The sequence below is a fragment of the Streptomyces sp. DT190 genome (genome assembly GCF_049846985.1).
GTDB lineage: Bacteria > Actinomycetota > Actinomycetes > Streptomycetales > Streptomycetaceae > Streptomyces.
In genome coordinates this window covers 194,708-215,530 of record NZ_JBNCNM010000007.1, presented here as the reverse complement: position 1 = coordinate 215,530, position 20,823 = coordinate 194,708, and the positions used below count along the sequence as shown (strand labels likewise).

The following is a 20,823-nucleotide window of genomic DNA, read 5'->3' as shown; positions in this document are numbered from 1 at the left end:
ATGAGCATGACGCCCCCACCCGGCTGGTATCCGGACCCCCACGCCCCGCACCTGCAGCGCTGGTGGGACGGCACGGCCTGGACCGAGCACCGCCGCACGCCCGAGGCCCCCACCGTCCCGGTGCCCTCGCCCCCGGGCGGCGGCACCGGGCGGGCGAAGACCGTCGCCCTCGTCGCGGCGGGGGCCGTGCTGGTCGCGGCGATCGTCACCGGAGCCGCGGTCCTGGGCAACGGCGACGACGGCGGGGCGGAGACCAGGACGGCCCCGACGTCCGCCACCTCCACCCCGCCCGAGTCGCCGGATCCGGCGCCCGGGGAGTCCACCGCCGAGCCGTCCCCGGAGGACCCCTCGGTCGTCGAGGACCAGCTCAACGGGGTCACCTTCCCGCTCCTCGACGGCTGGGTCCGCCCCCGCCACGTCGCCCAGGACGACGTCGTCATGACGACGGACGGCACGTACGACTGCCCCGGCGACGGCGCCGTCTGCCGCCACGGCCTGGTCATCTCCCGCACCGTGACCGCGAACGACGAGACCTCACCCGAGGCCCTCGCCAAGGCGGACATCCCCGACGCGGCCGAAGACGCCTTCGACCGTGACGCGATCGGCCGGCAGCCCTACGGGGGCATGGAGTCCCACGAGCTCGTGAAGTCCGGGCCGGTCGCGGTGGCGGGCCGCGCCGGGTACTTCGTGCGCTGGCGGGTGCACACGGCCGAGGGCCCCGGCGGCTACGTCCAGTCGCTCGTGTTCCCCTCCAGCGTCGGCACCGAGTCGCCGGTCCTGGTCCGGTTCGTCTTCGACGCGGGCGCGGACGGGCCGCCGCTCACCGACATGGACCGCATCACCAAGGGCATCCGCCCGGTCGGCGACGCGGACACCGGCGGCGGCGTGGGCAGCAGCATCGGCCCGACGGGCTGACGCCCGGCGGGCCGGCGACCGGGGTCCTACAGGAACGTGTGGCCCTCGCCGCGGTAGGTGGGCACGGACGCCGTCACCGCGTCGCCCTCGACGAGATGCAGCGTGTCGAACCGCTCGCACAGTTCACCGGCCTTCGCGTGCCGGAACCACACCTTGTCGCCGATCAGCAGGTCGTCGGCGGGCGAGCCGAGCAGCGGCGTCTGCACCTCACCGGCCCCCTCCTGCGGGTCGTAGCGCAGCCCCTCGGGCAGATACGGCACGGGCGAACGGTCGGGCCCGGCGGCCCCCGACGCGGGGTAGCCGCCCCCGAGCACCGTCACGACCCCGACCCCCGGCCGTCGCACCACGGGCTGCGCGAAGAGGGCGGCCGGCCTGCCGCGGAACGAGGTGTAGTTGTCGAACAGCCGCGGCACGTACAGCCCCGACCCGGCGGCGATCTCGGTGACGGCGTCCTCGGCGGCCGTGTGCTGCACCGAGCCGGTGCCCCCGCCGTTGACGAACTCCAGCGCCGGCACCACGGCCCGCACCGCACGCACCACCTCCGCGCGCCGCTCGGCCAGTTCGCGCCTGGCGGCGGCCTGCATCAGCCGGACGGCACGCGAGCGCAGCGGCCGCCCCGCGACGGCGTCCCCGACCCCGGCGACATGACCCTCGTACGCCATGATCCCCACGAGTTCGAAACCGGGCCGCCGGGCCACCGCGCGGGCCACGTCGGCGACTTCGGCGGGGGAGTGCAGCGGCGACCGCCGCGCCCCGATCCGCACGCGCCCGCCCAGGAGCCTGAGCGAGGTGTCCAACTCCAGGCACACCCGCACCACTTCACGGCCGCCGCCGCGGGAGGCGTCGATGAGATCCAGCTGCGCGACGTCGTCGACCATGACCGTCACGGCCGCGGCGAGCTTGGGGTCACCGGCCAGCTCGGCGTACGCGGCGCGGTCGGCGGACGGATAGGCGAGCAGCACGTCCTCGAACCCGGAGCGGGCCAGCCACAGGGACTCGGCGAGCGTGAACGACATGATCCCCGCGAAGCCGTCCCGGGCCAGGACGCGTTCCAGCAGCGCCCGGCAGCGCACGGACTTGCTGGCGACCCGCACGGGCTTGCCCCCGGCGCGGCGGACCAGATCGTCGGCGTTGGCGTCGAAGGCGTCCAGGTCCACGATCGCGAGAGGGGCGTCGAGATGGGCGGTGGCCCGGTCGTAACGGGCCCGGTCGGCGGCGCGCGCAGTCATGAACGCAGCCTGCCAGACCCGATTACCGCAGGGTAGGGGGACGTTCCGGGCAGATGCCCCGGCCTTGCGGACTGGTTCCCGTTCGCCCGGGGACAAGCCGTAGAGTGACGCGCACGTACGGCGGACGACGCCGGCCGCGGAGCCGTGCCGGGATGACACTCCGTCCGTACGGGTATGTGTGCCCGGACGAGTCGGTGCCGGGCCTCGGGCAGAACGCACCGGCCCGCGCGCGTAGCGGCCCGGGCCGAGGAAACGGGGGGTGCATGAGCACGGAAGCGCGACGCGCCTCCTTCCCTCCCCGCCCCGCACATCCCCCGGCCCCGCCGCGGTCCCCGGCCCCCCAGGACGAGGGCACCTCCACCGCGGGAGACGCCCAGGAGGGCGCCGGTACCCTCGCGGACGGCGGCTCCGGCCGGCCTCCGTTCCCGGCCTTCGGCGCGCCGACGTCCCGCCGCGACGAACCGGGGGCTCCGCCCCCGCCGCATGCCTCGTCCCGCTTCCCGGACACACCGCCCCGCACGGCGGGCGACCGCCACACCGCCCCGCGCCCCGGACGCCCACGCTCCACCCCGCCCGAACCCACCCCTGAGACCCCCACCCGCCCCTTCCGCCTCACGGCACGGGACGGTACGGAGACGCCCACCGGGGGTTCGCCGCAGGCGGGCCACGGAGCGCAGGGCGCTGCCGAGAGCGGCCGCACGGGTACTTCGCCGCGGGCGGAAGGCGTGGCTCAGCGGTCCGCCGAGGTCGGTGGGTCCGGTGCTTCCGAGCGACCGGCACCCGCCACCCCCACGGTCTCGCCCCGCGGCACCGGCCCCACCGAGCGACGCACACCCCCCGCTCCCACGGCCCCGCCCCGTGGCACCGGCCCCACCGAGCGACGTACACCCCCCGCTCCCACGGCCTCGCCCCGTGGCACCGGCCCCACCGCCCCGCCGCGCAGCGCCGCCCCCGCGGGCCCTCCGCGCAGCGCCGCCCCCACGGCCCCGCCCCGCGGCACCGCCCCCGCCGAGCGACGTACACCCCCGGCCCCCACCTCCCCGCCGCGCGGTGCCATGCCCGGTCAACGGGCGGCTCAGGGTGCCTTCCCGCCCGCGCCCTCCGCGCCGCCCGTCATGGACAGCACCTCCGTCTCGCCCGACCCCGCTCTCTCCTGGAGTGCGAGCGCCCCCCTCAGGCCCGGCGGAGCCCCGGGCGCCACGCGCCCGGTCGTGTCGTTCGGGGAGCCCGAGGGGTACGACAGTGCCGCCCGGCCCCGGCCGCTCGGGCGGCGCCGGGCGTCGCAGGCCGCCGCTGCCGCCGTCTGCCTGGTGCTCGGGCTGGGACTGATCTCGGGCGCGGTCACCGGAAGCTGGTTCGTGGGGGACTCCGGCGAGGAGGGCGCGCGCAGTACCTTCAGCGCCGCCGGCAGCCTCTGGCACAGCGTCCCGGTCGACGAGCTGTTCCCCCGCACCGTGCAGGGCCGCGGCGCCGGTCCCGGCGGAGCCGACCGCGTCTGGACCCGGATAGCCGTCGCCCCGGACAGCGGCTGCAAGGACGCCTTCGACCCCCTGCTCCGCAAGGCCCTCGCCCCGGTCGGCTGCGCACGCCTCCTGCGCGCCACCTACACCGACGCCACCGAGAGCCACGTGACGACCGTCGGCCTGCTCTTCACCTCGGCCGACGCCCCGGGCATGACCGCCCTCGCGAACCGTTTCCGCAAGGAGCGCCTGGACCGCCGCAGCGACCTGATGCCCCTGCCGTACGCCGCGAAGGACACCCCCGCCGCCGACTTCGGGCCCGGGCAGCGCGCCTCCTGGACCGTGTCGGTGCTCACCGAGGCCCCGGTCGTCGTCTGGGCCGTCTCCGGCTGGGCCGACGGCCGCACCGTCGACGACCCGCAGCCCGCCGAGGACGCCATGGAGTCCGGCGCCACCACCGCCCCCGCCCAGGCCGGCCTCGGCCACGAGGCGCAGGGCCTCGCCGACCGCGTCGAACGCGACCTGCGCAGGAACGTCCGCTCGGCCACGGAGCAGCCGTCGTGAAAGCCGTCACCTCCCGCGCGGGCGGGCTCCTGGGCGTCCTCCTCGCCGCCGGCCTCACCCTGGTCCCGGCCGCCCCCGCCCACGCCGACGGCATCCGCGCCCAGCAGTGGGCCCTGGAGGCGATGCACACCCAGGAGGCCTGGCAGACCACCAAGGGCGCGGGCGTCACCGTCGCGGTCCTGGACACCGGTGTCGAGGCCGACCACCCCGACCTGGCCGGCAACGTCCTGCCCGGCAAGGACCTGGTCCGCTTCGGCGCCGAACCCGGCGACCGCGCCTGGGCCCGGCACGGCACCGCCATGGCCGGCATCATCGCGGGCCACGGACACGGCCCGGGCAACGCCGACGGCGTCCTCGGCATCGCCCCCGAGGCGAAGATCCTCCCCGTCCGCGTGATCCTGGAGGACGGCGACCCTTCCCGCGCCAAGGCCCGCAGCACCCGCGGCAACGCCCTCGCCGAGGGCATCCGCTGGGCCGCCGACCACGGCGCCGACGTCATCAACCTCTCCCTCGGCGACGACTCCGCCTCCGCGCACCCCGAACCGACCGAGGACCAGGCGATCCAGTACGCCCTGAAGAAGGGCGTGGTCGTGGTCGCCTCCGCGGGCAACGGCGGCGAGAAGGGCGATCACATCTCCTACCCGGCCGCGTACCCCGGCGTCATCGCCGCCACGGCCGTCGACCGCGCCGGCACCCGCGCCTCCTTCTCCACCCGCCGCTGGTACGCCACCGTCAGCGCCCCCGGCGTGGACGTCGTCATCGCCGACCCGGACCGCAAGTACTACGAGGGCTGGGGCACCAGCGCCGCCGCGGCCTTCGTCTCCGGCGCCGCCGCCCTGGTCAAGGCCGCCCACCCCGGGCTGAGCCCCGCCCAGATCAAGACGCTCCTCGAGGACACGGCCCGCAACGCCCCGGTCGGCGGCCGCGACGACTCCCGCGGCTTCGGCTTCATCGACCCGGCCGCCGCCATCAGGGCCGCCGCCCGCCTGAAGCCCGAGGGCCTGCAGTCGGCGTCCTACGGCGAGAAGTACTTCGGCAGCGGCCCGGCCACCGCCTCCTCCGGCGACGGCGCCGCCGACTGGGCCGCCCCCCTCGCGGGCGGCGCCGGCGGCGTGCTGCTGGTCGCGGCGGTCGTCCTGTGGCGCGGCCGGCGCAGCGGCCATCAGGACTTCTGAACCGCTGCCTCCCGGACCGCTGCCTTCCGAGCCGCTGCCCGCAGCGCCGCACCCGGCCGATAGGGTCGACGACCGTGGCGAACAAGAACATCCCCGACCCCGGCTTCTCCGACGACGACGGCTCCGCCGACCCCCGGCTGAGCGCGGCCCTGGCAGCCTGGTCCGAGGACCGCACCGCCGTCGGACCCGTGCTGGAGGCGCTCAAGGGCGCCCGGCTGCTCGTCCCCGTCGTGGCCGTGCTCGGCGAGGTCGAGGAGGACGAGAAGGGGCTGCGCCGCGAGAAGACCAGCGACATGGCCGTACCGACCCTCAAGGCCGGTCACCGCACCGCCCTGCCCGCCTTCACCTCCACGGACTCCCTCGCCCGCTGGGACCCGCAGGCCCGCCCCGTCGCCGTACCGCTGCACCAGGCCCTGCAGGCCGCCGCGCACGAGAAGGCGGACACGGTCGTGCTCGACCTGGCCGGGCCCGTGCCCTTCGAGCTGACCGGACCCGCCCTGCTGGCCCTGGCGGAGGGCCGCGCCACCACCGACCCGCTCGCCGACCCGGCCGTCGTCGCCGCCGTGCGCGAGGCCGTCGCCGCCGAGCCCGCCGTGCTGCGCGCCCACCTCGGGCCGGGACAGGCCGACGGCACGCTCGCCCTGGTCCTCGATCCCGCGGCGGCCCCCGCCGAAGCCGCCCGGGCCGTCGCCGAGCGCCTGGCCGCCGACGAAACACTGAGGGCCCGCCTGGTGCGCGGCCTCGACCTGGCACTGCTGCCGGCCGAGGCGACGCCCCCGGGCGAGCCCCTCTTCGTCCGCTGAACTGCTAGCCGTAGACCGGGCCCGTGTACTTCTCGCCCGGGCCCTGGCCCGGCTCGTCCGGGACGAGTGAGGCCTCGCGGAACGCCAGCTGGAGCGACTTCAGGCCGTCGCGCAGGGGGGCCGCGTGGAAGGAGCTGATCTCGGTCGTGGAGGCGTCCAGCAGACCGGCCAGCGCGTGCACCAGCTTGCGGGCCTCGTCGAGGTCCTTGTGCCGGTCGCCCTCCTCGGTCAGACCGAGCTTCACGGCGGCCGCGCTCATCAGGTTGACGGCGACCGTCACGATCACCTCGACCGCCGGGACCTCGGCGATGTCACGGGCCATGGCGTCGAAGTCGGGATTCGCCGAGGATTCAGCAGGGGTCTCACTCATGCCCCACACGATAGGCGCAGGAAAGGGACGTGCCGCACCAGGGCCCGCGGCGTCTGAATTAGCCCTTCCTGGCCAATGCTGGTAACCTCGTGTAACGACCGGTCGGACACGTATGCCTCACAGCCCACGCGCCCGGCCCACAAGTGGAGGCTTTCGAACTCCCACCCGACCACCCCCAGGGCGGCGGGTCACCGGTCAGACGGTCCCGTCCCAGCGGCGGTGATCCGTCCGAAAGTGCGCCCCGCGGATCCCGCGGCGGTGCTCCGGTAGTTCGAGGAGCCCCGCCTGGGAATCGTCCGGGGCATTTTTTGTGCTTCGGCGCGGTTAGGTCTAACGAACAGAGACGTTACGCGGCCGTCCGCCAGACCGTCGCGTGGTGCTACCGAGGAGGATCCATCAGCGCCGAGCCCCGCATCAACGACCGGATTCGCGTTCCCGAGGTGCGACTTGTCGGTCCCAGTGGCGAGCAGGTGGGCATCGTCCCCCTGGCCAAGGCACTGGAGCTTGCGCAGGAGTACGACCTGGACCTGGTCGAGGTCGCGGCGAACGCCCGTCCGCCCGTGTGCAAGCTCATGGACTACGGGAAGTTCAAGTACGAGTCGGCCATGAAGGCCCGTGAGGCGCGCAAGAACCAGGCGCACACGGTCATCAAGGAGATGAAGCTCCGGCCGAAGATCGACCCGCACGACTATGACACCAAGAAGGGTCACGTCGTTCGGTTCCTCAAGCAGGGCGACAAGGTCAAGATCACGATCATGTTCCGTGGTCGCGAGCAGTCCCGGCCCGAGCTGGGCTACCGGCTGCTGCAGCGTCTCGCGGAGGACGTCCAGGACCTCGGTTTCGTCGAGTCGAACCCGAAGCAGGACGGCCGGAACATGATCATGGTTCTCGGTCCGCACAAGAAGAAGACCGAGGCGATGGCCGAGGCTCGCCAGGCGCAGGAAGCCCGCAAGGCGGAAGCGAAGGCCAACCCCGGCAAGTCGCAGAACGCCGCGGACGCCGCGGACGCCGAGGCGCCGGCTGAGGAGCCCGCCGAGGAGCCCGCCGAGGCGTGACCCCCGGGACGCCAGTCCCAGGAAGCAACCGAAACAAGACGACGCTCCACCGTGCCCGGTTTAACGACCGGGCACCGGAGCGCCACCGACGAGGAGAGAACGGCGCTATGCCGAAGAACAAGTCGCACAGCGGTGCCAGCAAGCGCTTCAAGATCACCGGCTCCGGCAAGGTGCTCCGCGAGCGCGCCGGCAAGCGCCACCTGCTCGAGCACAAGTCGTCCCGTGTGACGCGTCGCCTCACCGGCAACGCCGAGATGGCCCCGGGCGACGCCGCGAAGATCAAGAAGCTTCTCGGCAAGTGACGCCCGGCGCGTGAGCGCCGCACGTCAGGACCGGGACCCAATCGATTTCGGGTCGTGTGAGGACAACCACGGCCCCGCTACAAGGAGTTAAGAAGTGGCACGCGTCAAGCGGGCAGTCAACGCCCACAAGAAGCGCCGGGCGATCCTCGAGCAGGCCTCCGGCTACCGCGGTCAGCGTTCGCGCCTGTACCGCAAGGCCAAGGAGCAGGTCACCCACTCGCTGGTCTACAACTACAACGACCGCAAGAAGCGCAAGGGTGACTTCCGCCAGCTGTGGATCCAGCGCATCAACGCCGCTGCCCGCGCCAACGGCATGACCTACAACCGCTTCATTCAGGGTCTGAAGGCCGCCAACGTCGAGGTCGACCGCAAGATCCTCGCCGAGCTGGCCGTCAACGACGCCGGTGCGTTCGCCGCCCTCGTCGAGGTCGCCCAGAAGGCGCTGCCGAGCGACGTCAACGCCCCCAAGGCGGCCTGACGCCGGCTTCCAGCCGATGTGACTGACAGGACCCGCAGGCCGGACGGCCTGCGGGTCCTGCTGTGCAGCTACCGAGAAAGCGAACAGGATGTCCCCTGCCACCCCCGAGCTCATCTCCCCCCGCTCGCCCCGCGTCTCCGCCGCCCGGCGGCTGGCCAAGCGGAACTTCCGGGGGAAGGAGCGGCTGTTCCTCGCGGAGGGGCCGCAGGCGGTGCGGGAGGCGGCCGGGCACCGGGCGCGGGACGCGGCCACGCTCGTGGAACTGTTCACCACTCCGGAGGCCGCCGACCGGTACCCCGACATCGTGGGCGCCGCCCGGGACGCCGGCGCGCGGGTGCACCTCGCCTCCGAGCAGGTCATCGCCGACATCTCCACCACCGTCACCCCGCAGGGGCTCGTCGGGATCTGCCGGTTCCTGGACACGCCCTTCGACGAGGTCCTCGCCGCCCGGCCGCGCCTGGTCGCGCTCCTGGCCAACGTCCGCGACCCCGGCAACGCGGGCACGGTGCTGCGGTGCGCCGACGCCGCCGGCGCCGAGGCCGTCGTGCTGACCGACGCCTCCGTCGACGTGTACAACCCCAAGGCCGTACGCGCCTCGGTCGGCTCGCTGTTCCACCTGCCCGTCGCCGTCGGCGTCCCCGTCGAACGGGCCGTCGAGGCGCTGCACGCCGCCGGTGTCCGCGTCCTGGCCGCCGACGGGGCCGGTGACCGCGACCTCGACGACGAGCTCGACAAGGGCACCATGGGCGGGCCCACCGCCTGGGTCTTCGGCAACGAGGCCTGGGGCCTGCCGGAGGAGACCCGCGCCCTCACCGACGCCGTGGTGCGCGTCCCGATCCACGGGAAGGCCGAGAGCCTGAACCTCGCCACCGCCGCGGCCGTATGTCTGTATGCGTCGGCGCGTGCACAGCGCGCCCCCGGAGGGTGCCGCTCCGTCACCGGGAGCTAGTAGGGTGACCAGCTCAGGGACCCTCCGCGGAGCCTGAGAGGTGGGGTACGGGGATGAGCGTCGGCACGAGCAGCGCACCGGGAGCCCGGGACGCCGGGAGCCCGACCGCCGCGTCCGGGCCGTCCGGTGATCTCGCCGGGCTCGGCATCGACCCCGACCACCTGCCCGACGGGCTCGTCGTCGGCGACGAACAGGGCCGGGTCATCTGCTTCAACGCCGCCGCCGAGCGCATCACCGCCGTCCGCGCCCGGGACGCGCTCGGGCAGAACCTGGAGAAGGCGCTGCCGTTAGAGGACCTCGAAGGGCGCCGCTGGTGGCAGCTGACCGACCCCTACGGCGGTCTCGCCATCCGGGTCGGGCAGCCCGAGCGCAACCTCCTGCTGCCCGGCGGGCGCGAGGTGCTGGTTTCCGCGCGCTACGTCCGCACCCACCCCACCGGCCCCGTGCGGCGCCTGATCGTCACCCTGCGCGACACCGAGGCCCGCCGCCGCACCGAGCGCAGCCACGCCGAGCTGATCGCCACCGTCGCCCACGAACTGCGCTCCCCGCTCACCTCCGTGAAGGGCTTCACCGCCACGCTGCTGGCCAAGTGGGAACGGTTCACCGACGACCAGAAGCGGCTGATGCTGGAGACCGTCGACGCCGACGCCGACCGGGTCACCCGGCTCATCGCCGAGCTGCTCGACATCTCCCGCATCGACTCGGGCCGGCTGGAGGTGCGCCGCCAGCCCGTCGACATCGGCGCCGCCGTCGGACGCCACATCCAGGCCTACGTCGCCGCCGGGCAGCCGGCCGACCGCTTCCTGCTGCGCGTCCAGCAGCCGCTGCCCGACCTGTGGGCCGACCCCGACAAGATCGACCAGGTGCTCAGCAACCTGCTGGAAAATGCCGTGCGGCACGGTGAGGGAACTGTCACGATCGACATCACGGCCACGGCGTCCCCCCGCGAGGGCGAGTCCGCCGAGTACGCAGCCACGTCGGTCACGGTGAGCGACGAGGGGCCCGGCATCCCGGAGGAGTCCATGAATCGCGTCTTCACCCGCTTCTGGCGGGGCAGCAAGCGCGGCGGCACGGGCCTCGGGCTCTACATCGTCAAGGGCATCGTCGAGGCCCACGGGGGCACCATCACCGTCGGCCGCGCCCCCGGCGCGGGCGCCGAGTTCCGATTTACGTTGCCCGTGGCGGCCCCGGCGTATCTCGCCTGAGGACCACGGGCGCATTCGTCCACCTCCACCCCGTTAGACTCGGCCATTGGCACCTTTGTGTCCCGACAGACGACCGTCGGAGTCGGTGACGGGGACCTTCAGCCAGGGGGCACCTCCCAGCGGTAGCTGGGGGACAATCGGAAGCACGGGAAGAGATGTCGGCACCGAATAAGTCGTACGACCCGGTCGAGGTCGAGACGTTGAAACCGGAAGAGATCGAGCGCATGCGGGACGAGGCGCTCGCCGCCTTCGCAGCCGCGGACTCCCTCGACGCGCTCCACGAGGCCAAGGTCGCCCACACCGGCCCGGCCTCGCCGCTGGCCCTCGCCAACCGCGAGATCGGCGCCCTGCCCCCGCACGCCAAGGCCGAGGCCGGCAAGCGCGTCGGCCAGGCCCGCGGCGCCGTCAACAAGGGCCTCGCCGCGCGCCAGAGCGAGCTGGAGGCCGAGCGGGACGCGCGCGTGCTGGTCGAGGAGGCGGTGGACGTCACGCTGCCCTACGACCGCGTACCGTCCGGCGCCCGGCACCCGCTCACCACCATGATGGAGCGGGTCGCGGACGTCTTCGTGGCCATGGGCTACGAGGTCGCCGAGGGGCCGGAGGCCGAGGCGGAGTGGTTCAACTTCGACGCGCTCAACTTCCTGCCCGACCACCCGGCCCGGCAGATGCAGGACACGTTCTTCGTGCAGGGCCCGAAGGGCACCGAGGAGTCCGGGTCCGGCGTCGTGCTGCGCACGCACACCTCCCCGGTGCAGGCGCGCGCCCTGCTCGACCGTGAGCTGCCGGTCTACATCGTCTGCCCCGGCCGGGTGTTCCGCACCGACGAGCTGGACGCCACGCACACGCCGGTCTTCCACCAGATCGAGCTGCTCGCGGTGGACGAGGGCCTGACGATGGCCGACCTCAAGGGCACCCTGGACCACATGGTCCAGTCGCTGTTCGGCGCGGACATGAAGACGCGGCTGCGGCCGAACTACTTCCCGTTCACCGAGCCCAGCGCCGAGATGGACATGCTCTGCTACGTCTGCAAGGGCGAGTCCGTCGGCCACCCCGACCGTCCCTGCCGCACCTGCTCCTCCGAGGGCTGGATCGAGCTCGGCGGCTGCGGCATGGTCAACCCCCGCGTGCTGCGGGCCTGCGGTGTCGACCCGGAGAAGTACAGCGGCTTCGCCTTCGGGTTCGGCATCGAGCGGATGCTGATGTTCCGCCACAACGTCGAGGACATGCGAGACATGGTCGAGGGTGACGTCCGGTTCACCCGGCCGTTCGGGATGGAGATCTGATGCGGGTCCCGCTTTCTTGGCTGCGGGAGTACGTCGACCTGCCGGCGACGGAGACCGGCCGGGACGTCCAGGCCAAGCTCATTTCGGCCGGTCTGGAGGTCGAGACCGTCGAGCAGCTCGGCGCCGACCTCAAGGGCCCCCTGGTCGTCGGCCAGGTGCTGACGATCGAGGAGCTGACGGAGTTCAAGAAGCCCATCCGCTTCTGCACCGTCGACGTCGGCCAGGCCAACGGCACCGGCGAGCCCCAGGAGATCGTCTGCGGCGCCCGCAACTTCGCCGTCGGCGACAAGGTCGTCGTGGCCCTGCCCGGCTCCGTCCTGCCCGGTGACTTCCAGATCGCCGAGCGCAAGACCTACGGCAAGATGTCGCGCGGCATGATCTGCTCCAGCGACGAGCTGAACATGGGCGACGACGGCACCAAGGGCATCATCGTGCTGCCGCCCGAGACCGAGGTCGGCAAGGACGCCGTCGAGCTGCTCGAGCTGGTCGACGAGGTCCTCGACATCGCCGTCACACCCGACCGCGGCTACTGCCTGTCCCTGCGCGGCGTCGCCCGCGAGACCGCCATCGCGTACGGCCTGCCGCTGCGCGACCCGGCGCTGATCGACGTGCCCGGCCCGAACGCGTACGGCTACCCGGTGCGGATCTCCGACCCCACCGGCTGCGACCGCTTCACGGCCCGCACGGTCACCGGCCTGAGCGCCGAGGCCCGCTCGCCGATCTGGCTCCAGCGCCGGCTGCAGAAGGTCGGCATGCGCCCGATCTCGCTCGCCGTCGACGTCACCAACTACGTGATGATGGAGCTCGGCCAGCCGCTGCACGCCTACGACCGCTCCCTGGTCCAGGGCACCATCGGCGTGCGCCGGGCCGAACCGGGCGAGAAGCTCACCACCCTCGACGGCGTCGAGCGCACGCTGGACGCCGAGGACCTGGTGATCACCGACGACCGCGGCCCGATCGGCCTCGCCGGTGTCATGGGCGGCGCCGACACGGAGATCGCCGACCACGACGACGTCGAGAACGCCACGTCCGGCGTGGTCATCGAGGCGGCGCACTTCGACGCGGTGTCCATCGCGCGCACGGCCCGCCGGCACAAGCTGTCCTCCGAGGCGTCCCGGCGCTTCGAGCGCGGCGTCGACCCGCAGGCCGCCGCAGCTGCCGCGCAGCGCACGGTCGACCTGCTGGTCCTCCTCGCCGGCGGCACGGCCGAGGCCGGCGTCACCGAGGTCCTCGCCCCGAGCGCGCCGCGCACCATCACCATCCCGGCCGACCACCCGGACAAGGTCGCCGGCGTCGCCTACGGCCGCGAGACCGTCGTGCGGCGGCTGCAGGAGATCGGCTGCGACGTCTACGGGCAGGACGAGCTCCTCGTCACCGTCCCGTCCTGGCGGCCGGACCTGACCGACCCGAACGACCTGGCCGAAGAGGTCATCCGACTGGAGGGCTACGAGAACCTGCCCTCCACGCTGCCCAAGCCGCCGGCGGGCCTCGGCCTGACGGAGCGGCAGCGGCTGCACCGCCGCGTCGGCCGCGCCCTGGCCGGCGCCGGATACGTCGAGGCGCTGAACTACCCGTTCCTCGGCGAGCCGGTCTTCGACCAGCTCGGCCTGGACGAGGACGACCCGGTCCGCCGTGTCGTGAAGCTCAGCAACCCGCTGAGCGACGAGGAGCCCGCGCTGCGCACGACGCTGCTGCCGGGTCTGCTCGCCGCGCTGCGCCGCAACGACGGCCGGGGCTCGCACGACCTCGCCCTGTTCGAGTCCGGCCTGGTCTTCCGGCCGCGCGAGGAGCAGCGGATCTCCGCCGTGCTGCCCGTCGACCGCCGCCCCACCGACGAGGAGCTCGCCGAGCTGAACGCGGCGCTGCCCGAGCAGCCGCGGCACGTCGCCGTCGTGCTCGCCGGTGCGCGCGAGCAGGCCGGCTGGTGGGGCAAGGGACGCCCGGCCGACTGGGCCGACGCGGTCGAGGCGGCGCGCTCCGTCGCCCGTGAGGCCGGTGCCGAGCTGGTCATCCGCAAGGGGCAGTACGGACCGTGGCACCCGGGGCGGTGCGCCGAACTGGCCGTCACCGTGGACGGCGCCGAGCGGGTCGTGGGCCACGCCGGCGAGCTGCACCCGCGGGTCGTGAAGGCCCTGGGGCTGCCCGCGCGCACCTGTGCGATGGAGATCGACCTGGACGCGGTGGAGTCGGCGGGTGACGCCACGGCCACGGCGCCGCGGATCTCCACGTTCCCCGTCGCCACGCAGGACGTGGCCCTGGTCGTCGACGCGTTCGTGCCGGCGGCCGAGGTCGAGGCGGCCCTGCGGGAGGGCGCCGGTGAACTGCTGGAGTCGATCCGGCTGTTCGACGTCTACGAGAACGCCGAGCAGCTGGGCGAGGGCCGCAAGTCGCTCGCCTACGCGCTGCGGTTCCGGGCGGCGGACCGGACGCTGACCGTGGACGAGGCGTCCGCGGCCCGGGACGCGGCGGTGGCCCTCGCGGGCGAGCGCGTGGGCGCGGAGCTGCGAAGTTAGCGCCGTGGGGGCTGCGCGGGGACTCCGGCTGCAGGTTCGCTGTGGCTGGTCGCGCAGTTCCCCGCGCCCCTGGCGGGGCGGGTCACCTCACTCGTTTGAGTGGTAAAGGCGGGTGATCCCGCCTTTTCGGGTGGACTGTCCCACAGAATCGGACCGGCCTTCTCGGGCCGGTCCGATTCTGTGTGTCAGGGGCCTGATGGGGGGCCAACGGCATGATCCGCGTCAGGGGGCGGGTGCGTAGCCTCGGACTGCCGACGGTGTGGGGTGCGGCGGCTGTCACGTACAAGCTGGCCTGCCCGCTCGCCCAGCAGACCGATCTCCCGGCGCGCATTCTGACCAGCGCCGTGTTCTTCGCGGTCGGCACGGGCCTGATCCTCCATGTGCGCAGCTCGCTCACCAGGGAGCTGCGGCAGCTGCGCCGGGTCGCGGGCGCCGCGCAGAGCGCGCTGCTGCGCACACCGCCGTCGCGCGTCGCCGGCTTCGACGTCGCCGCCGCCCAGCTGTCGGCGGAGCGGGGTGCCGCGATCGGTGGCGACCTGTACGAGGTCGTCGCCACCGAGCACGGCGTCCGGGCCGTGATGGGCGACGTCCGCGGGCACGGGATCGGCGCGCTCGGCACCGTGGCCGCCGTGCTCGGCTGCTTCCGCGAGGCCGCGCACGACGAGAAGGAGCTCGGCGGCGTGCTGCGTCGGCTGGAGCGCGCCCTGCACCGGCATCTGCGCCAGGAGCATCCCAACGGCGACATCGAGGAGTTCGTGACCCTGCTGCTCGTGGAGATCCGGGCCGACGGCGAGATCCTCGCGCTGAACTGCGGTCATCCCTGGCCGTACCGGCTGGGCGGCGCCGAGGTGGCGCACCTGTCCGCCGGCGACCCGCATCCGCCCCTGGGGCTGTTCCCCCTGCCGGACACCGACCTGCCCTCCGCGGGCCTCGGATGCCTGCGGCCCGGGGAGGGCCTGTTCCTCTACACGGACGGTGCCCTGGACGCGCGGGACGGGCGTGGCCGGTTCTTCCCGCTGCCGGCCGTGCTGGAGAGCGCCGTGCGGGAGGAGCCGTACTCGTCGCAGTCGGTCCTCGGCAGGGTCTGCGCCGCCCTGCGCCACCACACCCGGGGCGAACCGCAGGACGACATCGCCCTGCTGGTGCTGACCAACGGCAGGTGCGCGACCGCCGGGGACGCGGCGCGCCACGCCTCCGGCCACGTGAGTCCCGCACCCGGCGACACACCCCTGGCCCCCCGGTGAGGGCCCGCAGGGCCGGCGATGCCGTCCGCCCCGCCACGGAGTGTCGGGCAGGCGGCCGGGCGGACGGCGGTAGCGGGCCGCCGCACTGTACGAGGGGGAGCCGGCGGCCCGGCCGGCCTCTTGCGAGGCAATTCAGTCAACCGGCCGGCGACGGTGAGCGACAGCGCGCACACCCTACGGATTCGGGCACTCCGTTCACACCCCGTGTGAATCCGGACCCACTAATCTGACCGCACCGAGCCACCCGGGGGGCCCACATGCAGCCCAACACTCTGCTCGACGCGATCCTCGACGAGGCGGGGATCTCGCACGCGGGGCTGGCCGCACACGTCAACCAGGCGGGACGGGCCCGAGGTCTGTCCCTGCGCTACGAACACACCGCCGTCGCCCGGTGGCTGAAGGGGCAGCGCCCCCGGGGCCAGGTGCCCGACCTGATCTGCGAGGTGCTGGCCGCCCGGCTGCAGCGGCAGGTCACCCTCGACGACATCGGCCTCGGGGTGCCCGGCGAGCCGTCCGCCCCGCACACCGGCTCGCTCTCCGGGTTCGTCGAGCGGGCCACCGCCCTGTGGCGCTCCGACCAGCAGCAGCGCCCGCACATCCTGGGCGCGCCCGCCCTAACCGGCACCCCCGCGGTCATGCCCGTGTGGGAGTGGGAGAACCCGCCCGAGGACGTCGACGTCTCCCGGGGCGGCAGGCACCGGGTCACCCCGGGCGACCTGGAGATGCTGCGGGCGGCCCGCACCCACTACGAGCAGATGTACCGCAAGGCCGGCGGCATCGCGACGCGCGCGCGGATCGTCGGGTTCCTCAACGCCGAGGCGGCCCCGCTGCTGCGCGGCAGTTACACCGACGAGACCGGCCGCCAACTGCACCGTGCCACCGGCGGGCTGGTGGCGGTGGCCGGTATCTGCGCCTACGACTCCGACGCGCACGGCCTCGCCCAGCGCTACTTCCACCAGGCGCTGCGCCTGGCCAAGGCCAGCGGGGACCGGGGGCTCGGGGCGTACGTCATCGCCCTGCTGGTCAACCAGTCGCTGTTCATGCGGGAGTACCGGCAGGCCGTGGCCTTCGCGGAGGCCGCGCTGCGGACCGCGGGCAAGGAGATCACCCCGGCGCTCGCCTCCGACCTCTACGCGATGCAGGCCAAGGCGTACGCGCACCTCGGCGACGGCGGCAGCGCCCTGTCCTGCATCCGGCGCGCCGAGCGGGCCGCCGAGCGCATCCGGCGCGGCTACGAGCCCGACGAGACCGGCTATGTCCAGCCGGGCCTGGTCAACGTCCAGGTGGCCGAGGCGCTGCTCAGCCTCGGCGAGATCGCGGCGGCCGGGGAACACGCGGCGGCCGCCGTCGACAACCCGGCGCACGACCGGGGGCGTGTGCACCGGCTCGCGATGCTCAGCACCATCGAGCTGCGGCAGGGCAACGCCGACAAGGCGGTCGCCATCGCCGTGCAGATGGCCGAGCAGGCCCGTGGCATGGAGTCCCAGCGGTTGCGCGACCGGTTGCGCGCGGTGCGCGAGCACCTGGTGCGCAGCGGGTGCGCGGGCACGGCCGAGGCCGCCGAACTCATCGACGGGGCGCTGCGCGTACCGTTGTAGATCCCGGGCGGCGTCCCCGGTCTGATCCCGAGCCGCTTCCTGTGCGCCTGCTGTCCCTATGTCCCTGCTGCGATATTGCCCCTTACTCGACGGAAGGTGGCAGAACCGTGCAGTGGACGAAACACAACGAACAAACTGTGTACTCAAACCGCTGGTTCAGCGTCAATCTGGCGGATGTCGAACTGCCGGACGGCCGGCATCTCGACCACTTCCTCATACGGCTGCGGCCGGTCGCCGTGGCCACGGTGGTGAACGAGGCCAACGAGGTGCTGCTGCTGTGGCGGCACCGCTTCATCACGGACAGCTGGGGCTGGGAACTGGCGGCGGGCGTCGTCGAGGACGGCGAGGACATCGCCCGCGCGGCCGCCAGGGAACTGGAGGAGGAGACCGGCTGGCGGCCGGGACCCCTGCGCCACCTCATGAGCGTGGAGCCGTCCAACGGGCTCACCGACGCCCGGCACCACGTGTACTGGGCCGACGAGGGCGAGTACGTCGGGCACCCCGTGGACGACTTCGAGTCGGACCGCCGGGAATGGGTGCCCCTCAAACTCGTCCCCGACCTGGTCGCCCGCGGCGAGGTCCCGGCCGCCAACATGGCGGCCGCGTTACTTCTGCTGCACCATCTCAGGCTCGGACAGGACACGTTGCCCTGACTCGACGTGGCCTAGCGTCCGAACGCCTGCCAGATCGCCATGACGAGGGCACCCACGGCGGTGAGGGCGGCGACCGCGGGCAGCGGCCAGCGCGCGTGTTCCAGTGTGTGGATACGGGTGTTGAGCTCCTCGATCTCCTTGGCGGTCTCCTCGGTGCGGTGGTTGAGCAGTGCCAGGCCGCCCTCGACGCGGGCGTACGCCACGTCGAGGCGGCGTCGTAACTCTGCGAGTTCTCCGTGGACGACGGGATGCTCGGGGTCGGCGGTCACGATTCCGCTCCTTTCCGTAGTCATGTCACATCCCTGGTGTGCGCACAGGAGTCAACTCCCCTGGTGGCGGCCTGGGGAGAGTGTGCGAGGGGCATATGCGAGCCCGCCGCGCACACGGTGTGTGAATGCCGCGGGCCCGGCACCTTTTGAGGTGCCGGGCCCACTGATTGGCCGAAATCTGACCGTCTGTAACCGGCCTCTCCGCTCGTCCCGGGGAGGGGCCGGCTCAGTACGTGTAGAAGCCCGATCCGGACTTGCGGCCCAGGCGGCCCGCGTCGACCATCCGCTGCAGCAGCGGGGGAGCGGCGTACAGCGGCTCCTTGTACTCCTCGTACATCGACTGCGCGACCGAGGCGACCGTGTCCAGGCCGATGAGGTCGGACAGCTTCAGCGGGCCCATCGGGTGGGCGCAGCCCATCTCCATGCCGTTGTCGATGTCCTCGCGGCTGGCGATGCCCGTCTCGAACATCCGGATCGCGGAGAGCAGGTACGGGATCAGCAGGGCGTTGACCACGAAGCCGGAGCGGTCCTGGGCACGGATCGCGTGCTTGCCGAGCAGCTTCTCGGTGAACAGCTGGGCGCGGCTGATCGTGCCCTCGGACGTGGTGAGCGCCGGGATCAGCTCGACGAGCTTCTGCACCGGGGCCGGGTTGAAGAAGTGGATGCCGATGACCTGGTCCGGCCGCGAGGTCGCCACCGCCAGCTTCACCAGCGGGATGGACGAGGTGTTGGAGGCCAGGATGGCGTCCGGCCGGGTCACGACCTGATCGAGCACCTGGAAGATCTCGGTCTTGACCTGCTCGTTCTCGACGACCGCCTCGATCACCAGGTCGCGGTCGGCGAACTCGCCGAGGTCCGTGGTGAAGCTCAGGCGGGCCAGCGTGGCCTCCTGCTCCTCCTCGGTGATCTTGCCGCGCTCGGCTGCCTTGGCCAGGGAGGTGAACAGCCGGGTGCGGCCGATCTCCAGGGCTTCGCCGGTGGTCTCGGCGACCATGACATCCAGGCCGGCCCGGGCGCACACCTCGGCGATCCCGGCGCCCATCTGACCGCAGCCCACGACTCCGACGCGTGCAATGTCTCCCGCTGGGGTGTCCGTCACATCGTCCCTTTCGCTGCTGATCCACGACCGGGCAGGCCGGCCGGGTCCCGGCGCCTGCTCCGTTCGTGCACGTTACCGCCAAGTATCGATGATCGATCGCAGGGGGCGGGCCGGGGTCGGGCATGCTGGGCGCGGAGCGATCCGCGACCGGGCGGATCCGCGGCATTTGGGGCATGCGCATGGGACGAGTCTCACGCAGGGCGTTCGCCGTGGCGGCGCTGTCGGCTTTCACGATGACGACGGCGGCGTCGGCCGCGCCCGGGCGCAAGGGCGGGGCGCCGGTCACCGAGATGCGGGGGGTGTGGCTCGCGACCGTGGCCAACCGGGACTGGCCGTCGAAGCCCGGGCTGACCGCGTCGCAGCAGCGCTCCGAACTCCTCACCCACCTCGACACGGCCGTCCGCAACCGCCTCAACACCGTCGTCTTCCAGGTCCGGCCCACGGCGGACGCCCTGTGGCCCTCGCCGTACGAGCCGTGGTCGCAGTACCTCACCGGCACCCAGGGCAAGGACCCCGGCTGGGACCCGCTGGGCACGGCCGTCGAGGAGGCCCACGCCCGGGGCCTGAAGCTGCACGCCTGGTTCAACCCCTACCGGGTCGCCGCCCACACCGACCCGACCCGGCTCGCCGCCTCGCACCCGGCCCGCCGCAACCCCGGCTGGGTGGTCGCCTACGGCGGCAAGCTCTTCTACAACCCGGGGCTGCCGGAGGTCAGGGCCTTCGTCGAGGACGCGATGCTGGACGCCGTTGCGCGCTACCCCGTCGACGGGGTGCACTTCGACGACTACTTCTACCCCTATCCGGTGGCCGGGGAGACGTTCGACGACGCCGCCGCCTACGAGGCGCACGGCGGCGGCTTCCCGGACCGGGCCGCGTGGCGGCGGGACAACATCGACCGGCTGGTGCGCGAGACCGCGGACCGCGTGAAGGAGGCGCGGCCGGACGCCCGCTTCGGCATCAGCCCGTTCGGCGTGTGGCGCAACGCCTCCACCGACCCGGCGGGCTCGGACAGCCGGGCCGGCGTGGAGACGTACGACGATCTGTACGCCGACACCCGCAAGTGGGTGCGCGAGGGCTGGATCGACTACATCGTCCCGCAGCTGTACTGGAACATCGGCTTCGCCGCCGCCGACTACGCCAAGCTGCTGCCCTGGTGGGCGGAGGTGGCCCGCGACAGCAGGACGCAGCTGTACGTGGGGGAGGCGCTGTACAAGGCCGGTGACCCGGCGCAGTCCGCGACCTGGCAGGATCCGGCGGAACTGTCCCGGCACCTGGCGCTCGCCAAGGAGCACGCGCAGGTGCGCGGGCATGTCTTCTTCGCCGCCCGGGACGTGGCGGCCGACCGGATCGGGGCGATGGCGAGGGTGGTCGCCGACCACTACGGGCAGCCGGCGGACCCCCCGCGCTGAGTCACGGCCCGGTGGTGGTCTCGCGGTGCCGGATCTCCGTGTCGGGCCCCGGTGCGCACACGCCCTCGTGCCCGTCCTCGAACCGGACGCGGTACGGGGGGTTGCCCTCCTGGCCGAGCACTTCGACGATCTCGCCGACCTTGTCGTGCTGACCGACCACCCTGCCGTGCTGGACAAGCTGGTCACCCACGGTTGCGCGCATCTGGGGCCTCCTCACGCGGTGCGGAGCAGCGGTCCGTGGCCTTGGTCC

Annotated in this window: 20 protein-coding genes; 15 read left to right on the top strand and 5 right to left on the bottom strand. The window is 73.2% G+C overall.

The window, feature by feature from the left end; genetic code table 11:
* Positions 1-6 precede the first annotated feature (6 nt).
* Positions 7-915, top strand: a complete 909-nt coding sequence (locus ACPXCS_RS15605; protein ID WP_425949942.1) for a DUF2510 domain-containing protein — start codon at positions 7-9, stop codon at positions 913-915.
* A gap of 26 nt (positions 916-941) precedes the next feature.
* Here the strand turns inward: ACPXCS_RS15605 and ACPXCS_RS15600 are convergent, their stop codons facing one another.
* Positions 942-2,144, bottom strand: a complete 1,203-nt coding sequence (locus ACPXCS_RS15600) for an amino acid deaminase/aldolase (RefSeq protein WP_425949809.1) — start codon at positions 2,142-2,144, stop codon at positions 942-944.
* A 1,115-nt stretch (positions 2,145-3,259) separates the two neighbouring features.
* Between ACPXCS_RS15600 and ACPXCS_RS15595 the strand changes: the two genes are divergently transcribed.
* The 3 genes from ACPXCS_RS15595 (at position 3,260) to ACPXCS_RS15585 (ending at position 6,146) form a co-directional block, all read left to right on the top strand.
* Positions 3,260-4,168, top strand: coding sequence for a hypothetical protein (locus tag ACPXCS_RS15595; protein ID WP_425949807.1), 909 nt, complete (start codon positions 3,260-3,262; stop codon positions 4,166-4,168).
* Positions 4,165-5,343, top strand: coding sequence for a type VII secretion-associated serine protease mycosin (gene mycP, locus ACPXCS_RS15590; protein WP_425949805.1), 1,179 nt, complete (start codon positions 4,165-4,167; stop codon positions 5,341-5,343). Before ACPXCS_RS15595 ends, mycP begins: the two co-directional genes overlap by 4 nt.
* A 74-nt stretch (positions 5,344-5,417) precedes the next feature.
* Positions 5,418-6,146, top strand: coding sequence for an SseB family protein (locus ACPXCS_RS15585; RefSeq protein ID WP_425949803.1), 729 nt, complete (start codon positions 5,418-5,420; stop codon positions 6,144-6,146).
* Positions 6,147-6,150: 4 nt separating this feature from the next.
* Here the strand turns inward: ACPXCS_RS15585 and ACPXCS_RS15580 are convergent, their stop codons facing one another.
* On the bottom strand, positions 6,151-6,516 hold the full coding sequence (locus ACPXCS_RS15580; RefSeq protein ID WP_425949801.1) for a DUF1844 domain-containing protein: 366 nt from the start codon (positions 6,514-6,516) through the stop codon (positions 6,151-6,153).
* A gap of 395 nt (positions 6,517-6,911) precedes the next feature.
* On the opposite strand from ACPXCS_RS15580, the gene infC reads away from it, so the two are divergent.
* The 10 genes from infC (at position 6,912) to ACPXCS_RS15530 (ending at position 17,796) form a co-directional block, all read left to right on the top strand.
* Positions 6,912-7,571, top strand: coding sequence for a translation initiation factor IF-3 (infC, locus tag ACPXCS_RS15575; protein WP_425949940.1), 660 nt, complete (start codon positions 6,912-6,914; stop codon positions 7,569-7,571).
* Positions 7,572-7,678: 107 nt separating this feature from the next.
* Positions 7,679-7,873, top strand: coding sequence for a 50S ribosomal protein L35 (rpmI, locus tag ACPXCS_RS15570; protein ID WP_003977225.1), 195 nt, complete (start codon positions 7,679-7,681; stop codon positions 7,871-7,873).
* 94 nt (positions 7,874-7,967) lie between these two features.
* A complete protein-coding gene (gene rplT / locus ACPXCS_RS15565) occupies positions 7,968-8,351 on the top strand; it encodes a 50S ribosomal protein L20 (RefSeq protein WP_003989074.1) in 384 nt (127 codons plus the stop codon).
* An 88-nt stretch (positions 8,352-8,439) separates the two neighbouring features.
* Positions 8,440-9,300, top strand: a complete 861-nt coding sequence (locus tag ACPXCS_RS15560) for a TrmH family RNA methyltransferase (protein WP_425949800.1) — start codon at positions 8,440-8,442, stop codon at positions 9,298-9,300.
* 53 nt (positions 9,301-9,353) lie between these two features.
* A complete protein-coding gene (locus tag ACPXCS_RS15555; RefSeq protein WP_425949799.1) occupies positions 9,354-10,505 on the top strand; it encodes an ATP-binding protein in 1,152 nt (383 codons plus the stop codon).
* Between the two features lie 155 nt (positions 10,506-10,660).
* Positions 10,661-11,788 (top strand): phenylalanine--tRNA ligase subunit alpha, encoded by a 1,128-nt coding sequence (pheS, locus tag ACPXCS_RS15550; protein WP_425949797.1) that lies wholly within the window; start codon positions 10,661-10,663, stop codon positions 11,786-11,788.
* Positions 11,788-14,301, top strand: coding sequence for a phenylalanine--tRNA ligase subunit beta (pheT, locus tag ACPXCS_RS15545; protein ID WP_425949795.1), 2,514 nt, complete (start codon positions 11,788-11,790; stop codon positions 14,299-14,301). The genes pheS and pheT overlap by 1 nt, the downstream gene beginning before the upstream one ends.
* Positions 14,302-14,513: 212 nt before the next feature.
* Positions 14,514-15,545 (top strand): PP2C family protein-serine/threonine phosphatase, encoded by a 1,032-nt coding sequence (locus ACPXCS_RS15540; protein ID WP_425949794.1) that lies wholly within the window; start codon positions 14,514-14,516, stop codon positions 15,543-15,545.
* Between the two features lie 257 nt (positions 15,546-15,802).
* Positions 15,803-17,143 carry a transcriptional regulator gene (locus tag ACPXCS_RS15535; RefSeq protein ID WP_425949792.1) on the top strand — a complete coding sequence of 447 codons (1,341 nt, stop codon included), beginning with the start codon at positions 15,803-15,805 and terminating at the stop codon, positions 17,141-17,143.
* A gap of 107 nt (positions 17,144-17,250) precedes the next feature.
* Entirely contained in the window at positions 17,251-17,796 is a 546-nt protein-coding gene (locus ACPXCS_RS15530; RefSeq protein WP_425949790.1) for an NUDIX hydrolase, read from the top strand.
* Positions 17,797-17,807: 11 nt separating this feature from the next.
* Here ACPXCS_RS15530 and ACPXCS_RS15525 read toward each other — a convergent pair whose 3' ends face one another.
* A complete protein-coding gene (locus tag ACPXCS_RS15525) occupies positions 17,808-18,065 on the bottom strand; it encodes a hypothetical protein (protein ID WP_425949789.1) in 258 nt (85 codons plus the stop codon).
* Positions 18,066-18,291: 226 nt separating this feature from the next.
* Positions 18,292-19,164, bottom strand: a complete 873-nt coding sequence (locus ACPXCS_RS15520) for a 3-hydroxybutyryl-CoA dehydrogenase (RefSeq protein WP_425949787.1) — start codon at positions 19,162-19,164, stop codon at positions 18,292-18,294.
* 179 nt (positions 19,165-19,343) lie between these two features.
* Between ACPXCS_RS15520 and ACPXCS_RS15515 the strand changes: the two genes are divergently transcribed.
* Positions 19,344-20,573: a glycoside hydrolase family 10 protein gene (locus ACPXCS_RS15515; RefSeq protein ID WP_425949786.1), complete on the top strand. Its 1,230-nt coding sequence runs from the start codon at positions 19,344-19,346 to the stop codon at positions 20,571-20,573.
* 1 nt (position 20,574) lies between these two features.
* On the opposite strand, the gene ACPXCS_RS15510 is transcribed toward ACPXCS_RS15515, so the two are convergent.
* The gene (locus ACPXCS_RS15510; RefSeq protein WP_425949784.1) at positions 20,575-20,775 is read right to left on the bottom strand and encodes a DUF1918 domain-containing protein; all 201 of its coding nucleotides are present in this window, start codon (positions 20,773-20,775) and stop codon (positions 20,575-20,577) included.
* Positions 20,776-20,823: the final 48 nt, after the last annotated feature.